The organism is Vogesella perlucida, assembly GCF_979366545.1.
In genome coordinates this window covers 136,553-153,542 of record NZ_CEETRO010000005.1, presented here as the reverse complement: position 1 = coordinate 153,542, position 16,990 = coordinate 136,553, and the positions used below count along the sequence as shown (strand labels likewise).

The 16,990-nt window shown below is 64.7% G+C and carries 17 protein-coding genes; 10 read left to right on the top strand and 7 right to left on the bottom strand.

The window, feature by feature from the left end:
• Positions 1–141: 141 nt before the first annotated feature.
• Together ACZ9XP_RS09190 and cyaY are read right to left on the bottom strand one after the other, a co-directional pair.
• Entirely contained in the window at positions 142–549 is a 408-nt protein-coding gene (locus ACZ9XP_RS09190) for a YqaA family protein (RefSeq protein ID WP_147686373.1), read from the bottom strand.
• Complete coding sequence (gene cyaY, locus ACZ9XP_RS09185) at positions 550–870, bottom strand: iron donor protein CyaY (RefSeq protein WP_017507788.1); 321 nt, start codon at positions 868–870, stop codon at positions 550–552.
• A gap of 99 nt (positions 871–969) precedes the next feature.
• On the opposite strand from cyaY, the gene lptM reads away from it, so the two are divergent.
• The 5 genes from lptM to ACZ9XP_RS09160 all read left to right on the top strand — a co-directional run bounded on the left by lptM (position 970) and on the right by ACZ9XP_RS09160 (position 5,025).
• Entirely contained in the window at positions 970–1,086 is a 117-nt protein-coding gene (lptM, locus tag ACZ9XP_RS09180) for an LPS translocon maturation chaperone LptM (RefSeq protein WP_147686375.1), read from the top strand.
• Positions 1,083–1,571 carry a GNAT family N-acetyltransferase gene (locus ACZ9XP_RS09175; RefSeq protein ID WP_147686377.1) on the top strand — a complete coding sequence of 163 codons (489 nt, stop codon included), beginning with the start codon at positions 1,083–1,085 and terminating at the stop codon, positions 1,569–1,571. The genes lptM and ACZ9XP_RS09175 overlap by 4 nt, the downstream gene beginning before the upstream one ends.
• A 139-nt stretch (positions 1,572–1,710) precedes the next feature.
• Positions 1,711–2,721, top strand: coding sequence for an MbnP family copper-binding protein (locus ACZ9XP_RS09170; RefSeq protein ID WP_147686379.1), 1,011 nt, complete (start codon positions 1,711–1,713; stop codon positions 2,719–2,721).
• A 2-nt stretch (positions 2,722–2,723) separates the two neighbouring features.
• The gene (locus ACZ9XP_RS09165) at positions 2,724–3,896 is read left to right on the top strand and encodes a methanobactin export MATE transporter MbnM (RefSeq protein WP_147686381.1); all 1,173 of its coding nucleotides are present in this window, start codon (positions 2,724–2,726) and stop codon (positions 3,894–3,896) included.
• Positions 3,841–5,025: a hypothetical protein gene (locus tag ACZ9XP_RS09160; RefSeq protein WP_147686383.1), complete on the top strand. Its 1,185-nt coding sequence runs from the start codon at positions 3,841–3,843 to the stop codon at positions 5,023–5,025. The genes ACZ9XP_RS09165 and ACZ9XP_RS09160 overlap by 56 nt, the downstream gene beginning before the upstream one ends.
• Positions 5,026–5,089: 64 nt before the next feature.
• Here ACZ9XP_RS09160 and ACZ9XP_RS09155 read toward each other — a convergent pair whose 3' ends face one another.
• Together ACZ9XP_RS09155 and ACZ9XP_RS09150 are read right to left on the bottom strand one after the other, a co-directional pair.
• Positions 5,090–6,796 carry a GGDEF domain-containing protein gene (locus ACZ9XP_RS09155; RefSeq protein WP_465188311.1) on the bottom strand — a complete coding sequence of 569 codons (1,707 nt, stop codon included), beginning with the start codon at positions 6,794–6,796 and terminating at the stop codon, positions 5,090–5,092.
• The gene (locus ACZ9XP_RS09150) at positions 6,793–7,017 is read right to left on the bottom strand and encodes a hypothetical protein (protein ID WP_465188310.1); all 225 of its coding nucleotides are present in this window, start codon (positions 7,015–7,017) and stop codon (positions 6,793–6,795) included. Before ACZ9XP_RS09150 ends, ACZ9XP_RS09155 begins: the two co-directional genes overlap by 4 nt.
• 87 nt (positions 7,018–7,104) lie before the next feature.
• Between ACZ9XP_RS09150 and ACZ9XP_RS09145 the strand changes: the two genes are divergently transcribed.
• The 5 genes from ACZ9XP_RS09145 to ACZ9XP_RS09125 all read left to right on the top strand — a co-directional run bounded on the left by ACZ9XP_RS09145 (position 7,105) and on the right by ACZ9XP_RS09125 (position 9,808).
• On the top strand, positions 7,105–7,461 hold the full coding sequence (locus ACZ9XP_RS09145) for a VOC family protein (protein WP_465188309.1): 357 nt from the start codon (positions 7,105–7,107) through the stop codon (positions 7,459–7,461).
• Positions 7,462–7,482: 21 nt separating this feature from the next.
• Complete coding sequence (locus ACZ9XP_RS09140) at positions 7,483–7,845, top strand: DUF1801 domain-containing protein (protein WP_147686389.1); 363 nt, start codon at positions 7,483–7,485, stop codon at positions 7,843–7,845.
• Entirely contained in the window at positions 7,842–8,573 is a 732-nt protein-coding gene (locus ACZ9XP_RS09135) for an EVE domain-containing protein (RefSeq protein ID WP_465188308.1), read from the top strand. The genes ACZ9XP_RS09140 and ACZ9XP_RS09135 overlap by 4 nt, the downstream gene beginning before the upstream one ends.
• Positions 8,560–9,270 (top strand): helix-turn-helix transcriptional regulator, encoded by a 711-nt coding sequence (locus ACZ9XP_RS09130; RefSeq protein WP_465188307.1) that lies wholly within the window; start codon positions 8,560–8,562, stop codon positions 9,268–9,270. Before ACZ9XP_RS09135 ends, ACZ9XP_RS09130 begins: the two co-directional genes overlap by 14 nt.
• A 130-nt stretch (positions 9,271–9,400) precedes the next feature.
• On the top strand, positions 9,401–9,808 hold the full coding sequence (locus ACZ9XP_RS09125) for a VOC family protein (RefSeq protein WP_465188306.1): 408 nt from the start codon (positions 9,401–9,403) through the stop codon (positions 9,806–9,808).
• 103 nt (positions 9,809–9,911) lie between these two features.
• On the opposite strand, the gene ACZ9XP_RS09120 is transcribed toward ACZ9XP_RS09125, so the two are convergent.
• From ACZ9XP_RS09120 to ACZ9XP_RS09110, 3 genes are all read right to left on the bottom strand, one after another.
• On the bottom strand, positions 9,912–11,543 hold the full coding sequence (locus tag ACZ9XP_RS09120; protein WP_465188305.1) for a diguanylate cyclase: 1,632 nt from the start codon (positions 11,541–11,543) through the stop codon (positions 9,912–9,914).
• A gap of 223 nt (positions 11,544–11,766) precedes the next feature.
• Complete coding sequence (locus tag ACZ9XP_RS09115; RefSeq protein WP_147686401.1) at positions 11,767–12,165, bottom strand: helix-turn-helix domain-containing protein; 399 nt, start codon at positions 12,163–12,165, stop codon at positions 11,767–11,769.
• Positions 12,166–12,718: 553 nt separating this feature from the next.
• On the bottom strand, positions 12,719–16,849 hold the full coding sequence (locus tag ACZ9XP_RS09110) for a DEAD/DEAH box helicase (protein WP_465188304.1): 4,131 nt from the start codon (positions 16,847–16,849) through the stop codon (positions 12,719–12,721).
• Positions 16,850–16,990 lie beyond the last annotated feature (141 nt).

The window sequence follows — 16,990 nt, the reverse complement described above, 5'->3', positions numbered from 1 at the left end:
TGCCCCGCACGCTACCGGCCAACAAACCGGCACGGCCGCGCAGGCCAGCAAAACGCTATTGTATCGGTGTCGCCGCCGGGCTGTGCGTCCGGATTTCCGTACACGGCAGCTGGTGGCGTACGCCCTGCCGTCTACCACGCCTTACAACCACTGCTGCAGGCCCCAGGCCAGCAACAGATAACGCAGCGTCTTGCCTGCGGCCAACCATAGCAGGCAGGGCCACCACGGCAGCCGCAGCCAGCCGGCCGCCAGCGGCAGCGCATCGCCCAGCAGGGGTACCCAGCTTAAAAACAAGGCCGCCGGACCAAAGCGGGCAAACCAGCCCGCCGTACGCGCCGGCAGCGCCTTGGCCGGCGCGCGGCGCCCCAGCCACAAGCTGGTGGCACTCCCCGCTGTATTGGCGACGCTGGCCACCAGCACGGCAGGCCACAGTAAAGCTGGCTGCTGATAGAACAGGGCAGAAAGCGCCAGCTCGGAATTGCCCGGCAGTACCGTGGCCGACAAAAAAGCCGACGCTGCCAGGCCAGCCAGCAGGGCCAGCTCTGTCATTTATACGACAAAGCTAAACGCTTCGCCGCTAGCCGCGCTCACCACCTGCGACAGCGTGGCGCCAAACTCGGCACCGTCACGCGCGGCCAGCCACTGGCCATCTTCGCGCAGGGCAAAGTGGAACCCCCCACTTTTGGCGGCAATCCACATTTCACGGTTCGGCACATGGCGGTTCACCACGATCTTGGTGCCGTCCTCAAACTCGATTTCCATTACGTTGCCGTTGATCAGGCAGTCGGTATCCAGCCCGGCGTCTTCCAGCGCGTCTTCAATGCGGCGGAAAAGGCCATCGGTCAGGCCCAGAAAATCACTTTCGGTCATGGTGTCATCCTGTCTCAAGGTTGGCCGCACGCGGCACTGCTTGGGCAGTGCGGCAACGGCCTGATAGACTGCCATTTTGCCATAGCACCCGGATTCCGTATGCGTACTGCACTCCTGCTTGCCCTGCTATCCCTCACTGTCAGCGCCTGCGGCTATAAAGGCCCGCTGTATCTGCCCAAAAATACCACGCCGCCCGCCGCGAGCAGCGCGCCATGAGCACCCTGGCCATCCGTGCGGCCAACCTGGCCGATGCCGGTGACTGCCAGCTGCTGATGCAACTGACCGACGCCTACGCCCGCGACGCCATGGGCGGCGGCGAAGGGCTGTCCGCGCACGCCCGGCAACAGCTGCCCGCCGCGCTGGCGCAGCACCCCGGCCTGTTTGCGCTGATTGCCGAGCAGGGCGGCCAGCCGGTAGGCCACGCACTGTGTGTGCTGGGGTTTTCCAGCTTTTACGCTGCCCCGGTGTGCAATCTGCACGACCTGTCCGTGCTGCCCGCCGCACGCGGCCTGGGGCTGGGCAGGGCACTGATGCAGGCGGTAGAGGCCGCCGCCCGCGCCCGTGGCTGCGCCAAAGTCACGCTGGAAGTCCGCGCCGATAACCACGTTGGCCGCAACCTGTACCAGGGCGAGGGCTTTGCCCAGTCCGGCCTGGGTGGCACGCCCTACCTGATGATGGAAAAGCGGATTAACGGGGTGTAATCCGCCTGATATTGGTCAAAAATCCGCTGTTTTTGCGGCAAATCGCCGCAGCAATGCGACAATTTGCCGCACTATCAATACGTCATGTTTCTGGATAATTCTCTTTTGTTTCAATATCGATACAAGAGAGAACCACAACATGCGTACAAACTTGCTCCCACTGGCGCCCCTGCCACTTTTGCTGAGCGCCTGCCTGCTGGGCGGCGGCGGTGGCGGCGGCGCTGCCCCGGCTACCAGCACAACAGACAATAGCCAGACCGTGAGCGTTCGCTTTGCCATGAAGGCAGGCAGCCAGGCAGTGACCTGCCAGTCCACCCTGACCCAGCTGGGTACCAGCAACAGTAATGCTACCGTGGCCGATGCCCGTTTCTATATCAGCAAGGTCAAGCTGATCGACAGCCAGGGCAACCCCACCGAACTGAAGCTGGACCAGAACCAGTGGCAATACCTGAACACCGCCTTGCTGGACTTCGAGGATGGCACCGGCGGTACACAAGGTTGCGGCTACGGCACCCCCAGCATGAACAAAGTGGTCACCGGCAAAGTGCCGGCAGGCACCTACACCGGTATCCAGTTCGAGATGGGCGTACCGGTATCGGCACTGGATAGCGAAGGCAAAACCGTTTCGCTGAACCACAGCAGCTACGACGTGGCACCGGCCCCGCTGAACCTGGCCGGCATGTCCTGGAGCTGGCAGGCAGGCCGCCGCTTCAGCCGCATCGAGCTGGTACCGCAAGGCGGCATCACCCGCCCGGCAGTAGGTAACCCCGGCGACGCCAACTACAAGGCTGCATCCACGCTCACCTTCTGGATGCTGCACATGGGCTCTACCGGCTGCGCCGGCAACCCGGTCAACGGCGAAAGCGTCAGCTGCACCAACGCAAACCGCGCCACCATCAAACTGCCGGCATTCAACCCTGCTACCCAGCAAGTCGTGCTCGACCTGGCCAAACTGTTCAGTGAAACCGACCTGAGTAAAGACCTGGGCGGCTCGTCTGGCTGCATGGCCGGCACAACCGACCCGGAATGTGCTGCCATCTTCAAACAGTTTGACCTGAACCTGACCGAAAGCGCACCCGGCCACGGCGATGCCGGCCAACCCAAGGGCGACGGCAGCAACCAGAACCTGTTCCGTACCGAGGCGCTGTAACCATGCGTAACACCATCACCGTCCTGGCAAGTGCAGCACTGCTCAGTGGCTGTCTGGGCGGTGGTGGTGCCGGCGGCGGCACCACCACCAACGATCCCTCACGCAACACGACCGCCTGGCAATGGAATCTGCCGGCCGACGTACCCACCCCGGTGGTGCCCGCAGATAACCCGATGAGCGAAGCCAAGTTCCAGCTGGGCCGCCAGCTGTTCTACGACAAACGCCTGTCCGGTAACGGTACGCAAAGCTGCGCCAGCTGCCACCATCAGGACAAGGCCTTTACCGATGGCCTGGCGGTATCACCTGGCAGTACCGGCGAGCTGACCCATCGCAATGCCCAGCACCTGGCCAACAGCGCCTGGCATAGCACCTACACCTGGGCCAACCCGGCACTGGTCACGCTGGAGCGCCAGATGGAAGTGCCTTTGTTCGGCGATAGCCCGGTGGAAATGGGCGTCAACGACAACAACAAAGACGCCGTACTGGCACGCCTCAAGGCCGACACCGGCTACCGCCAACGCTTTGCCGAGGTATTCGGCAGTAATGGCGAGCCGATCAACTTCCCGAACATCATCAAAGCCATTGCCACCTTCCAGCGCGGCCTGCTCAGCTTTGACAGCAAATACGACCGCTACCTGCAGAAAAAAACCGTCCTCAGCGCCGAAGAGCTGCGCGGCATGCAGCTGTTCATGGGTGAAACCGCCGAGTGTTTCCACTGCCATGGCAGCTTCAACTTCAACGACCAGACCAACCACCTGGGCAGCCCGGAAGTCAAACGCGCCTTCCATAACACCGGCCTGTACAACATTGACGGCCAAGGCGGCTTTCCCTTCCCCAACCGTGGCCTGTTCGAGTTCACCAGCCTGCCGGCCGACATGGGCGCCTTCCGCGCCTCCAGCCTGCGCAATATCGCCAAGACGGCACCCTATATGCACGACGGCAGCATCGCCTCGCTGGAAGAAGTACTGGATTTCTACGCAGCTGGCGGGCGCAACATCAGCAGTGGCCCGCACGCTGGCGATGGCCGCCTGAACCCGTACAAGAGCGACCTGATCACGCGCATCAACCTGAGCGCCCAGGACAAGCAGGACATTATTGCTTTTTTGAAGACCCTTACCGATGACACACTCCTCACCAGCCCGCGCTATAGCAATCCTTTCCCTGCTGGCCAGTAGTGCCGGCAGCTGGGCGCACGACGGCCTTAGCCATGATGCCGATACCGATAGCGCGGCCCCAACCCAGCAGCTCACGCTGGATCTGGACCTGCGCCAAGGCCGTGGCAGCCACAGTGCCCCGGCGGCACTGGTGCAGATAGACCACCCGGCTGCCACCAACCTGCGCGAGCTGAATGCCGACCGCAGCACACTCGCCTGGCAGGCCAACTGGCTGCCAGGCCTGCAAACACAGTGGGGTGTCAGCTACGACCGCGAACGCGAACAGCTGGCCAACGACCAGGCCTGGCTGCGCTGGGCCGCCATCCCCGGCAGCCTGGCGCTGCAAGCTGGCCGCTTTAGCCCGGCGCAAGCGCTGGCTGCCGACGAGTGGGGGCGCAGCAGCCTGCGCGATACACTGCTCACCGGTGGCCACGACCACTGGCACGACAGCGGCCTGGCCCTGCAGCTGCAACAGCCTGGCCGCCGCCTGACGCTGTCGGCACTGCGTGGCGAAAGCAACCCCGGCACCCGCCGCGCAGGCACCCAGGCCGGCCTGTGGCTGCTGGCGCTGGAACAAGACCTGGGTCCGCTGCAATTGGGTCTGACCGCCGCAGATACGCCGCGTGTCAGCCGCCAGAACGCGCTGGCTGGCGACGGCCACAGCCATAGCCATGGTGGCACCAGCGGCTGCCAGCGCACGCTGGCCTGCCTCAGTGGCGAAGGCCAGTGGCTGGAGTTGGCCGCACGCGGCCAACTCTACAGTGTGACCCTGCGCGGCGCACTAGGCAGCCGGCAAGAACAAGGCACACTGGGCAGCGCTACCGGGCAGGTAGACTACGATGGCCGTACCGACTGGCTAACCGTAGAAGCCACCACCGCGGCCCCGCTACTGGCCGGGGTGGATGCCAGCGTACGCTACGAGCGCCTGCGCCTGCAGCACACGCTGACCGGCACCAACGCCGCCATGCTGGCCAAGGAAGCCGGCATCGCTAGCAGCCAGCATCAGCCCGAAGTCCTGGGCGTGCGCCTGCGTTGGCAGCCGGCCAAACACCAGCAGGTATCGCTGGAATGGCAGGAAGACCAAACCGACGCACACTCGCGCCAGCGCTGGCTGCTGCGCTGGCAGCATCAGTTCCGCCTGCTGCCTTGACCGCGCACCCGTAAAAAAAAGCCGCCATTCTCTGGCGGCTTTTTTATTGTGGCACCCAGCGGGGTTAGTCCAGGCTCGCCAGCTGCAGGCGGTTCCGCCCGTAGCGTTTAGCCTGGTACAAGGCCAGGTCGGCCTGGCGCAGCGCATGCGCCCACGGCTGCGGAGCATGGCACCAGTGCACGCCAAAGCTGGCGGTAACGTGCAGCAAGGGGTGTACCTCGTGCCAGCTGTAATCCAGGATGGCCAGGCGCAGCCGCTCGCAACAGGCCAGCGCGCTGTCCAGCGACTGCTCCATGAGCAGCAGCACAAACTCTTCGCCGCCAAAACGTACGGTCAGGTCGCTGCCCCGGGTACGTAACACCATGATCTGCGACACTTTTTTCAGTACTTCATCGCCTACCGCATGGCCAAAACGGTCGTTGATGGATTTGAAATGGTCCAGGTCTACCACCACCACCGCCATGCCGTGCAGCTGCGGGCCCAATGCGGCCAACCTGGCCGGGCCTTGCTGATCCAGACAGCGGCGGTTCCCTACCCCGGTGAGCGGGTCGATCAGCACGGCTTGCTCCAGCTCGCTCATGCGCGCCTCGGTCACTACTTTTTCTGCCTCCAGCTGCGCGGCACGCAGGCGTTCTCGCTCGGCCTGCAGCCGCTCGCGCTCGGCGGCCAGCTGCACGCTGGTGATTTCCAGCTCTTTGCGGATGGCCCAGCCCTGCGTGCTGCTGCGCTGCTCGTTTTGTTCGTGCTCGCTGTGGCGTATCGCTTCCAGCTGGGCCAGCGCCAGCTCGAACTGGCCGCTCTCTTTGTACAGCCGGTACAGCTCTTCCTGCGCAAAGTGGCGCATGTCGAATTCGATCATATTGCCCGGCAACGCCAGCATCTGCTGCAGCGCGGCCACCGCCTCGGCTACCCGGCCGCTACGTTGCAGCAGGGTGGCTTCGATCAGGTCGGCATTACGCTGCAGCGAGTGAAAGTCGCTGCCGGCCAGCGTCTGGCGCAGCTCGGCCAGCGCAGCGCGGGCGTGGTCGAACTCGCCCAGGTCCACATACGCTTCGGCCAGATTGGTTTGCAGCATGGCCCACTGGTGGCGGTTGCCTGCATGGGCCACGCTTTGCCAGGCATCGTGGTAATGCTGCAAAGCGCTTTGCAACAGATGGCGGGCTTCGGCCTGCTTGCCCAGTTTTAGCTGTTTGCGCCCCTCACTACTGTAAAGGGTACCCAGGTTGTTTCGCGCGGCAAACAGCAACACCGGCAGGTCTGCCAGCCGGGCCTGCTCGGCGGCCTGGCGCAGTAGCTGCTCGCCTTGCTCCCTATCGCCCAGTGCGCCATAGGTGCACACGCCGGCACGGTTCAATGCGTTGATCATCTGCGCGGTGTCGTTGCTGGTGCGCGCGGCGGCCAGGGCTTCCAGCGCGTATTTCAGCCCATCCTGCATCAGGCCCATTTCGTTGCAGGCAATGGCGACCACGCACAAGACCTCCGCACGCTGGGCGGCATCGGCAGCAAAATCCAGTGTGGCGGCCACCTCCAGCCCGCTGCGTACCGCATCGGCAAAATGGCCCATCCGGAACTGGTGCAAAGCCAACTGCACCATGGCCTGCTGCCATTGCGGGCGGTGCTGCGGCAGCTCGCACAGCAATAAGGCCTCCTCGGCAGCCTGCACGCCCGACTGGTGCTGGCCACTGTCCTGGCAGTGCCGCGAGCGCCGCAAGGCCAGGGCGATGCGGCGCCGTAGCGCCACGCCTTGGCGCGGGGAGGCGGGTTGAGTCATGACAGTGAGCATGTCTGGTAGCCACACATAGACAGAAAATGTTTTCCTTTTAGCCAGTTAGCCAGCGCGCTGGCAGCCTGAACCCAGTGCTGCCGTGCGAGCACGCAGCGGGTGATCATACCCAGTGCGCCGCGCTTTAGTGCAAAAGCAAAAAGCGCGCCGGTAAATGGCGCGCCGCCGTACGACTGGCTGTTGCCGTTTTGCCACCGCACAATCGCCATCACCCGCCTGCTGACAGAATGCTGTCAGCAGGCCTGCAGCATAGTGCCTGACAACAGCCAGCCGGCGAACCTGTCAGGAGACACCCCATGAGCAAGATGATTCACTGGTTTGAAATCCCCGCTACCGACTTTGACCGTGCCGTCGCGTTTTACCAGCAGGTGTTTCACGTGGAACTGAAAGTAGAACACTTCATGGATGACCGCATCGCCGTCTTCCCCGACAGTAGCGGTTGCATCATGGCCAGCCCGCGCCTGCAGCCTGCTGCCCATGGCACACGCATTTACCTGGATGGCAGCCCCGACGTCAGTACCGTGCTGACCCGCGCCAGCCGGCACGGCGGCCGGATGGTGCTGCCCGAGATGTCGCTGCCGGATGGCAACGGCCAGATCGGGCTGTTTACCGACAGCGAGGGCAATATCATCGGCTTGCACACCGAACCCTGATCCACACCGCAGGTACCCGTCATGTCGCACACCGTTTCCCGCACACAGCAATGGCTGCTCGATATCAGCCAGCAGCAGCCAGCGCAACACGCCATCCTGCTGGCAGTACGCCAGCACATCCTGGCGCTCGCCCCCGGCATACAGGAAGACATCAAATACGGCGGCATCCTGTTTGCCGACCAGCAACCGTTCTGCGGGCTGTTTGCCTACCGTGCCCACGTGTCGCTGGAATTCAGCGCCGGGGCAGCGCTGGCCGACCCGCACCAGGTACTGGAAGGCAGCGGCAAGCTGCGCCGCCACATCAAGCTGCACAGCCTGGACGAGGTTGGCCGCAAACAGGTGGCCGCCTACCTGCAGGCGGCGTGGCAGCAACAAGCGCCATGAGCCGCCAGGGCGTCCTGGGCGGCATCGCCCCCCGCCCGCCGCGCTACTGGATAGGCGTGGCCTGCAGCGAGCACGTTGGCCGCGGCCTGGCCGGCGGCTTTGCGCAGCTCTGCCACGGCAAACAGGCACCGCTGGCGCGCATGCAGCCCGGTGATGGCCTGGTGTACTACTCGCCAGTGCACACCCTGCAGGGCCGCGAACCGTGCCAGCAGTTCACCGCGCTGGGCTACGTGGCCGACGGTGGCGCGTACCAGGTCGCCATGGGCGAAGGCTTTGTGCCGTGGCGGCGCGACATCCACTGGCTGGCCGGCCAGCCGGCGGCTATCCGCCCCTTGCTACTGCGGCTTTCATTTATAGAAAACCCCGCGCGTTGGGGCTACCCTTTCCGCTATGGGCACCTGGCCATCAGCGCCGATGATTTTGCCTTGATTGCCTACGCCATGGGCATCACACTGCCGCCAAGCACAACGACCCAAGAGAGCGCCATGCCGTTCCCCGCACACGAACACGACGCCATGCTGGCACTGAAAGGCGTGGGCCCGACGGTTATCAGCCGGCTGGCACAGCTGGGCTATACCTCGCTAGCGCAGCTAGCCGGGGCCGATGCGCAAGACATCTGCCAGCAAATAGCCGGCCTGCTGCGCAGCCGCTGCTGGCAGAACAGCCCGCAAGCACGGGCCAGCATCGCCGCCATCCTGACACTGGCAAAGCAAGATGCGCCGCGCTGACCGCCTGATGCAGATCCTGTTGCTGCTGCGCGGACGGCGGCGCACCACCGCCGCGCAACTGGCGCAGTGGCTGGAGGTATCGCAGCGCACGGTGTACCGCGATATGGCCGACCTGCTGGCCAGCGGTGCACCGGTGAATGGCGAGGCCGGGGAAGGCTACTGGCTGGAAGCCGGCTTTACCCCGCCGCCGCTGAGCTTTGCCGCCGACGAGCTGGCCGCACTGGAAGTGGGCGCGCGCATGCTCAGCGCCTGGGCCGACAGCGCCACCGCGCAGGCCGCCGCCAGTGCGCTGGCCAAGATCCATGCCGTGCTGGGTAGCGCCGGGCTCACCGCCGCGCCGCTGTTTGTGCCCCCCGCCGGCAGCTACCCGCTCACGCAGCTACCAGCGCTGCGCCACGCCTGCGAGGCCCGGCATTGCCTGCAGCTGCACTACCGCGACGAAGCCGGCAACGCCACCTTGCGCGAGGTGGCCCCGCTGGGGCTGTTCTTCTGGGGCGACCGCTGGACCCTGGGCGCCTGGTGCCTGCTACGGGGCGATTATCGCCACTTCCGCATCGATCGCATCGCCCGGCTACAGCCCGGCACAGCCACGTGGCCGGCTCAGGTATCGCTGGACGCCTTTTTGCAGCACAGCGATGCGGGGGACGCCGCCCGTGCACGCCTGCACCGCGAAACCCACCAGCCGTGGCACCGCTAGGACAGCGGCCAACCCTGAAACAGCGCCACGGCAGTGCATGACACGGTGACGGGCGCTTCCCTTCACACGGCAGGCGGCAGCAGGCGGCCACCGCCCAAGCAGGCATTGAACAGACCGAAAAGGAAACACCATGGAAGCAAGACTGAGCTTTGTCACCCTGGGCGTGGCCGACCTGGCCCGCGCCACCGCGTTTTACCGCGATGTGCTGCAGCTGCCGCAGGTACCCATGCCGGACGACGCGGGCGTGGCATTTTTCAAGCTGGGCACAACCTGGCTATCGCTGTACCCGCGCGCAGCACTGGCCGAAGACGCCACCGTGGCGGACAGCCCGCCCGCTGCGTTTCCCGGTTTTACGCTGGCGCACAATGTGCACGAAAAGCATCAGGTAGACACGCTGCTGGCCGAGTTGGCCGCACGCGGTGCCAGCATCGTCAAACCGGCAGAAGACGTGTTCTGGGGCGGGCGCAGCGGCTACTTTCGCGACCCGGACGGTTTTTTGTGGGAAGTCGCGTGGAACCCCGGCTTTCCACACGCCTGATCGCCATCACGACATACCCTACCCCGGCAACACCAGCACGTACCAACGCAGCCAAGCCGGGTAGCAGGCAAAACGGCAGCAACATCAGGAGGGCTCCGCCGCACTAAGGCTGGCCAGCCCCCTGCACGCTGGCCAGGCACACCTGGTGCCGGCCGCCATCCTTGGCGCGGTACAGCGCCTGGTCGGCCGCACCCAGCAAGGCACGCAAGCGCTGCTTGCCACCCGATGCGCCATCGGCATACAGCTCGGCCACCCCGGCGCTGAGTGTGACCTGATGGCCAGGCAGCAGGCTGAAGGCGCTTGCGGCCAACTGTTGCAGCAACTGTTCGGCCAGCAACGCCGCCTCGGCCGCACGGGTGTCGGGCAACAGCAGCACAAACTCTTCACCACCAAAGCGGCAGTACAGGTCTTGCGGGCGGGCCAGTGCGGCCAACAGCTCGCCAATACGCCGCAGCACCTGGTCGCCAGCCAGGTGACCAAAGGTGTCGTTTACCCGCTTGAAATGGTCGGCATCCACCAGCACCAGGCTGCTCCAGCGCGCCGCCTGGCTCAGGATGGTATCGGCACGCGGCCAGAAATGGTGGCGGTTGGGCAGGCCGGTCAGCATATCGGTGTTGGCCTGCTGCTCGGCAGCCTGCAGGCGCGCACTGCGCCGCTCCACCTCGCGCGCCAGGTTATGGCTGGTTTCCCGGTAGTACTCGCGCTCGCGCTCGGCCTGATGCAGGCGGAACATCAACTCCACATGCTTCATGCGCGCCTCGAACTGCTGGGTAAACACCCGCTCACGGCCCTGATGAAAGCGCTGGAAATGCTCGAACGCCAGCTGGTAATCGCCCAGCGCCTGGTAGCACATGGCAGCTTCGTAGTCGCATTCGTGCAGCGCACTGCGCATATCGTGCAGCGACAACAGCGCCAGCGCCTGCATCAGCTTGCCCAGCGCCGCCTCGCAGCGGCCGTGCTGGCGGTACAGCGCACCGGCGCGGTAGAGCGCGTCGGCCTCCTGGCGCAGCCGACCGTGTTCACGCGCCAGTGCTTGCACCTTGTCCAGCAGGTGCAGGGCCTCGGGCAGGTTGCCCAGGCCAGCTTCGCTGCTGGCGTAGCTCAGGTACAGCTCGCACAGCGACTCGTAACCCTTGGTATCGGTGGCGCTAAACAGAAACAGCGCCTCGCCCAGCAGCTGGCGTGCCTCGGCAAACTTGCCTTGCTGCATATAGGCCCGCGCCAGGCTGTCCAGCGCCATGGCCAGAGTGTGCTGGTGCCCGTGCTGCCGCGCCAGCGCCACGCAGCGCTCGATAAACGGCGCGGCCTTGTCGGCCATCTTGATCTGCACATAGGCGTAGCCCAGGTTATTCAGCAGCCGGGTGTGCCACTCGCTGGACGGCAACTGCTCGATATGCGGCAGGGCTTGCAGGTAGAGGGTAAGGGCGTCGGTAAACAGGCCTTCGTGCACATACACGTTGCCGATCAGTGCATCCTGTACCGCCACACTGAAATCATCGCCCAGCTGGGCAAACAGCTGGCGGGCCGCCAGAGCATCTTCCAGTGCCGGCCCCAGCAAACCGCGCGAGCTGTAGATGCGGCCACGAATCTGCAAAGCCTGCGCGCGCAGCAAGGCCTGGCCTTCGGCACGCACCACGGCCAGCTCGGCATAGCGCTGCGCCTGCAGCAGGTCGCTAGCGTGCAGGGTATTGGCTTGCTGGATCAGGTCTTCGGTAGAAGATGAGGGGTCAGTCATCGGCAGCGTGGTCACAGGCAGGCTTATAGAAACCTGACAGTCTACCGCCGGATAACCCGTTTGACATAGTCATCATGCCCATTCAGGGCAAACTGCGGGTTGGGTCGGGACGATTCATTTTGTGACACAGGGCGTCACGAATCATACAAAGCGCTGAAAACACACAATTGTCACACTTTGCGTCACACAATATGGCCTGGCCTGCGGTGTGGCAGCCAGCGCGTTAAAACTCGATGGTGACTTTCTTGGCGCCCATGGACTTGGCGCGTGCAATCAGCTGCTCCAGCGTGGCATCGGCCAGCAAAATACCGGGGGCCAGCAGCGGCTCGCTGCGCACAACAGGGGGTAATGCAAGAGGCGTGACGGGGCTGGCCGCAGGCGGGGTGACGGCGGCCGGCGCGGGGCTGTGCTGGAGCAAATCGGCCAGCACTTTGCACAGCCGCTCGTAGGCATCGCGGCTGGGTTTGATATTGCTGCCATCCTGTGCTTCGTAGCGCTGGATAGCGGCGGTAGACAAGCCCACCTGCGCGGCCAGGGCGGTACGGGACAGCTGCAGCTGTTTGCGGATGGCTTTCAGCGCGGGGGCGAATTCGGCACTTTCAAAGTCAGGCAATACAGACATGGCAGGCTCCGGCAGGTGGCGAAAAACAGCAATCATACAGATGGCGCAGTATTAATACAATAAATACACACACCGCAATCATGTGTGTGTATGGGTTTTGCAACAAATCACACAACCCCTTACGGGCACACACGCGACGGCGTGGCAATTACCCATACGCAACAAAGGCTAAGCATGCGGTGACGGTGCGACATACGGGGCCATCACACAATAATACAATTTGCTCACACAAAAACATACATTGGTATGTGTGCCTTTACTTCCTCGATGTATTAACATGCAAATAAATCATACAAATCACACACGCGCTTTTCCGCTGTAAGCCGCGCTTGGCGTGGCTACTGGTGGCGCCGCGGCCACGCTGGGTGTCACACAATGCGGCCAACCTGGTGTGTATTCGCGTTACCTGCCGGCCCATTTCGTGACGAGTTGGTCAGCCTGCTTGCCTCGTATCGAGGGTAGCCACGCCTACCGGATAACAGGCAAAAAAATACCGCCCATCCGGAAGAATGAGCGGCAGGGGTGATTTGCAGGCCAGGCTGTGACGTCGCGATTAGCCCGCTTCACCTTTCAGCAGTGCCAGCAGCGCCTCGGCGTCCAGCTTGGCGCTGATATCGCCACCGGACAGCAAGCTGTCGGCCAGGTCGCGCTTGGCGTGGTGCAGGGCGACGATCTGTTCTTCGATGGTGTGCTCGGCCACCAGACGGTAGATGGTGACCGGGCGCAGCTGGCCCATGCGGTAGGCACGGTCGCTGGCCTGGTCTTCCACCGCCGGGTTCCACCACGGGTCCAGGTGGATCACGTAGTCGGCTGCGGTCAGGTTCAGGCCGGTGCCGCCAGCTTTCAGGCTGATCAGGAAGATATCGCCTTCGCCTTTCTGGAAAGCATCCACCCGCGCCTTGCGCTCGCGCGCCGGGGTAGAACCATCCAGGTACTGGTAGCGCACACCGCGCTCGTCCAGCAGCTGGCGCACGATCGCCAGGTGGTCGACAAACTGGCTGAACACCAGCGCCTTGTGGCCGTTTTGCAGCAGCTCGTCGGCGATGTCGGCAAAGGCGGCCAGCTTGCTGCCGGACAGCGTGGATTCCGGCAACGCCAGCTTGGGGTGGCAACAGAAGCGGCGCAGGCGGGTGATCTCGGCCAGCACCTGCATCTGCTTGCCGTCCTCGCCTTGCAGCTCGTCCAGCTTTTCTACCGCTTGCTGGCGCATGGCTTCGTACAGGTGCAGCTCGTCGGCAGACAGCGGTACCTTGCGGGTGATTTCGGTACGCGGTGGCAACTCGTCCAGCACCTGGGTCTTGGTACGGCGCAGGATGAACGGCTGGATCAGCTGTTTGAGCGCACGGCGGGCGTTTTTATCGCCGCGCTCTATCGGTGTGGCAAAGCGCTGGGCAAAGCGTTCCTGGCTGCCCAGCAGGCCGGGGTTCACAAAGCGGAACAGGTTCCACAGCTCGCCCAGGTGGTTTTCTACCGGGGTGCCGCTGGCGGCCAGACGGAAGCCGGCCTGCAGGTTCATCGCCGCTTGCGAGCGCTTGGTGCCGGCATTCTTGATGGCTTGCGCCTCGTCCAGCACCACGGTTTGCCACGGCACGGTGGCGAAGGCGTCGGCGTCTTGCTGCAGCAGGCCGTAGCTGACGATCACCAGGTCCATGGCGTCCAGCCCCACCAGCGTGCGCTGCTGCTGGTAGGCGCGCACTTTCAGCGTGGGGGCAAAGCGCGCGGCTTCGGCGATCCAGTTCAGTGCTACCGAGGTCGGCGCCACCACCAGCTGCGGGCCATCCGGTGCACGCTCCAGCAGCAGGGCCAGGGTTTGCACCGTCTTGCCCAGGCCCATATCGTCGGCCAGGCAGGCGCCCACGCCCCAGCGTGCCAGGCGCGACATCCAGGCGTAGCCTTCCTGCTGATAATCGCGCAGCGTGGCTTGCAGCGTGGACGGCACCTGCGGCTGGTAGTCGCGCAGGCTGTCCAGTGCGGCCAACTGTTGCTGCCAGGCGTCGTCGGCATCGAACTCGCCCACCTCGCCAGCCAGCTCGGCCAGCAGCGGGGCATTCAGGGCCGACAGGTACACGCCGTCTTTGCCCACGTGGTCGGCCAGCAGGGCCAGCTCGTCCAGGCGTTTTTTCATCACGTCGGTCAGCGCCAGCCAGTCTTCGTCGCCCAGCTGCAGGAAGCGGCCCGGCTGGTTTTGCACCAGCGCCAGCAGCTCTTTAAGCTGCAGCACGCGGCCATCGTCCAGCTTGAGCTGGCCGTTCAGCACGAACCAGTCGCCTTGCTGTTTCAGGCCCATGGCCAGCTGCGGCAGACCACGGCGGCCCTTGATGCGCATGCGTTCGCCTTCCGGCCACACACAGGCCAGCAGGCTGGCGTCCAGCGCCTGCAGCTCGGACAGCACTTGCAGCGCGCTTTGCGGGTCCGGCAGCTGCCATTCCTGGCCGTCGCTTTCGGCGGCTGCCAGGCCGGGGCAGGCGTCCAGCACTTTTTGCAGCGCGGCTTTTTCGGCTTTCAGGCGGCGCTGGGTCTGCACGGTACGGCCGTCCAGCTCGCCCACGATGGTTTCCAAGCCCTGGCCGGGGCGGCTCCAGCTACCGCCAGGCAGCGGGCGCACCAAGAGCTGCATGCGCAGGCCCTGCGCCAGCGGCAGCAGGTGGGCGTACAGCGTGCCATCGGCCGGCACGGCGTCCACATTGGCGGCCAACTCTGGCAGGTCGGAATGGATGGGCACCAGCGGGGCGATGCTGGTCACGGCTTCTACCAGCTGCGCTTTGGCCGCTACCGGCACGGTGAGCTCGCGCCCCAGAATGGCAGCGATCTGGCGTACCTCGCGGCTCACGCTGTACACCATCAGCCGGGTGGGGGTGTCTTTTTCCCACACCACTTCGCTGTCGGCGGTGATTTTGGCCGGCGACAGGCGCAGGCGGATCTGCCCGTCGCGCTCTTGCAGCTGCAGCGCCACGCTGCCGGCGACCACGTCGATGTGCACATCGGGCGCATCGCCCCAGAACATGGCCGGGTGGCCGATCAGGAAGGGCAGCGCCTTTTCGGCGTCCAGCTCCCAGGCGCTGTTGCTGGAATAGTGGTGCTGGTCGTGATGGCTGCGGATGTAGCGCAGCAGCTGGCGGTCTGGCTCTTGCAGGTAATCAAAGCTTTCCGGCTCGTCCAGCAGGCGGCGCAGCGCCACGGCGCGGCCTTTGCTCCACTGGCTCTTTGCCCCCAGCTTTTGTTCGCGCGGCTCCAGCAGGGCGCCGTGCGGGGCCAGCGTGAGCAGCCACGCCAGCCGGGTTTGTTTGCTATCCACGTTTGCCTTGCCTTCGGGGGATTTTCCGGCACCCAGCAGCTTCAGCGCGTTGAGCGCGTGCTGCCAGGCTTCCTGGCGCTGGTAGGCGGCCACCAGCGGTATCAGGCCACGCTCGGCGTGCCAGCGCGGGTGGGCGCGGCGTTCGCCAAACTGGCGCTCCAGCAGAGCGGCCAACTCTTCGGCCACCCAGACATAGCCTTCTTCGAACATCTGGTCGCGGAAGCTGGCCAGCGCCGCCTGCCAGGCCGGGGTGCGCGCCTGGTTCACGTCCAGCCAGAACGCACCCAGGGCCAGCAGCAGGCCATCCATGCCCGACAGGGCGCTGGCGTCCGGCAGCTGCAGCTTGGCCGATAGCGCGCCGCCTTCCTGCAGCAGCAGCAGATGCTGCAGCACGTAATAGCTATGGCCGTAACGCTGCTTGATGGCGCTGGCAATGGCCTGCTTGAGCTGCGGCTGGCGCGCCTTGTCTTGGCTGCCGATCAGCGCCAGGCAGTAAAACGCGGTCAGCGGCGCGGGCAGGTCTACCGTGCGCTTTTTGGTTTGCGCGCGGATATCGGCCAGCCAGTCGTCCAGCATGGACAGCGCCTCGGCAAAGCGGCCTTGCAGTACCGGCAGGTAGCACAGGCGCGCTACCGGCAGGCCGTCGCCCTCGGCGCCCGGCTGGCGTACCAGCTCGAAATCGGCACGCCAGACGCCCTGCAGCAGCAGCTGGGCAGTAAGGTCGTCCCAGTCGCGGTAGCCGTCGTCCAGCCGCGACAGCGCATAGCGGTAGCCTTCGGCAAAGTGGTCCAGCCGCCAGTTGGCGTCGGGCAGGTAGTCTTGCAGCAGCAGCACCTGGATGTCGTCGTCCAGGCGGTCGAACAGCTGGCGGCCGGCGGCGTTGGCGAACAGGCGCTTGAACGGCGGCTGCGGGGTGGCACCACCGGCCTGCATCAGCTGCTGGTACTGCGCCAGCCACTGCTGGGTAGGCTCGGCCTTGCCCTGCAAAATGGCCAGCCACAGGCGCAGCTGGATGGCGGTGGCGCTGGGTACGTCCCACTGGTTACGCGGTAGCGGCAGGTGTTCGCACAACAGCTCGGCCCAGGCCGACAGCTCACCCTGTTCGCCCATCAGCTGCAGCAATACGGCGTTACGGGCGGGCGGGGCAATACGGTAGGGCAGGCCGGCGGTACGCACAATGGCGCCGCGGTGCTCCAGGTCGCCCAGGATCACCCCTAGCTTGTCGCCATTGACGGCTTTGCCGTGTTCGTCGCGGATCAGGTTCAGCTGCAGCAGGGCCAGCAGCGCCGCCTTGGACTCGCCCGAGGGCAGCAGAGCCAGCGCGTGCAGCACAGCCATGGTGTGGGCGGGCAGGGTGTCCAGCGTAAAGTCGGTGGAAAGCGCAGTCATGTAAGCCTGATAAACAATGGCTGAAATAAGCGGCTGCCCACCGGTAAAAGGCCATATTCGGGCAGCGCTGTTTTATCAGCCATTATTCAAATTAAACAGGCACGGCGGCCAAGGTGCAGCCACGCCTGCGGGTTAGACAAA

Bases quoted from the DNA above. Each gene is read 5' to 3' on its own strand.
- ACZ9XP_RS09115 (WP_147686401.1), bottom strand. From the start codon at position 12,165: ATGTCTGTATTGCCTGACTTTGAAAGTGCCGAATTCGCCCCCGCGCTG.
- ACZ9XP_RS09170 (WP_147686379.1), top strand. From the start codon at position 1,711: ATGCGTACAAACTTGCTCCCACTGGCGCCCCTGCCACTTTTGCTGAGC.
- ACZ9XP_RS09120 (WP_465188305.1), bottom strand. From the start codon at position 11,543: ATGACTGACCCCTCATCTTCTACCGAAGACCTGATCCAGCAAGCCAAT.
- ACZ9XP_RS09140 (WP_147686389.1), top strand. From the start codon at position 7,483: ATGTCGCACACCGTTTCCCGCACACAGCAATGGCTGCTCGATATCAGC.
- ACZ9XP_RS09175 (WP_147686377.1), top strand. From the start codon at position 1,083: ATGAGCACCCTGGCCATCCGTGCGGCCAACCTGGCCGATGCCGGTGAC.
- ACZ9XP_RS09190 (WP_147686373.1), bottom strand. From the start codon at position 549: ATGACAGAGCTGGCCCTGCTGGCTGGCCTGGCAGCGTCGGCTTTTTTG.
- ACZ9XP_RS09165 (WP_147686381.1), top strand. From the start codon at position 2,724: ATGCGTAACACCATCACCGTCCTGGCAAGTGCAGCACTGCTCAGTGGC.
- ACZ9XP_RS09125 (WP_465188306.1), top strand. From the start codon at position 9,401: ATGGAAGCAAGACTGAGCTTTGTCACCCTGGGCGTGGCCGACCTGGCC.
- ACZ9XP_RS09160 (WP_147686383.1), top strand. From the start codon at position 3,841: ATGACACACTCCTCACCAGCCCGCGCTATAGCAATCCTTTCCCTGCTG.
- ACZ9XP_RS09145 (WP_465188309.1), top strand. From the start codon at position 7,105: ATGAGCAAGATGATTCACTGGTTTGAAATCCCCGCTACCGACTTTGAC.
- lptM (WP_147686375.1), top strand. From the start codon at position 970: ATGCGTACTGCACTCCTGCTTGCCCTGCTATCCCTCACTGTCAGCGCC.
- ACZ9XP_RS09130 (WP_465188307.1), top strand. From the start codon at position 8,560: ATGCGCCGCGCTGACCGCCTGATGCAGATCCTGTTGCTGCTGCGCGGA.
- ACZ9XP_RS09155 (WP_465188311.1), bottom strand. From the start codon at position 6,796: ATGACTCAACCCGCCTCCCCGCGCCAAGGCGTGGCGCTACGGCGCCGC.
- cyaY (WP_017507788.1), bottom strand. From the start codon at position 870: ATGACCGAAAGTGATTTTCTGGGCCTGACCGATGGCCTTTTCCGCCGC.
- ACZ9XP_RS09150 (WP_465188310.1), bottom strand. From the start codon at position 7,017: ATGGCGATTGTGCGGTGGCAAAACGGCAACAGCCAGTCGTACGGCGGC.
- ACZ9XP_RS09110 (WP_465188304.1), bottom strand. From the start codon at position 16,849: ATGACTGCGCTTTCCACCGACTTTACGCTGGACACCCTGCCCGCCCAC.
- ACZ9XP_RS09135 (WP_465188308.1), top strand. From the start codon at position 7,842: ATGAGCCGCCAGGGCGTCCTGGGCGGCATCGCCCCCCGCCCGCCGCGC.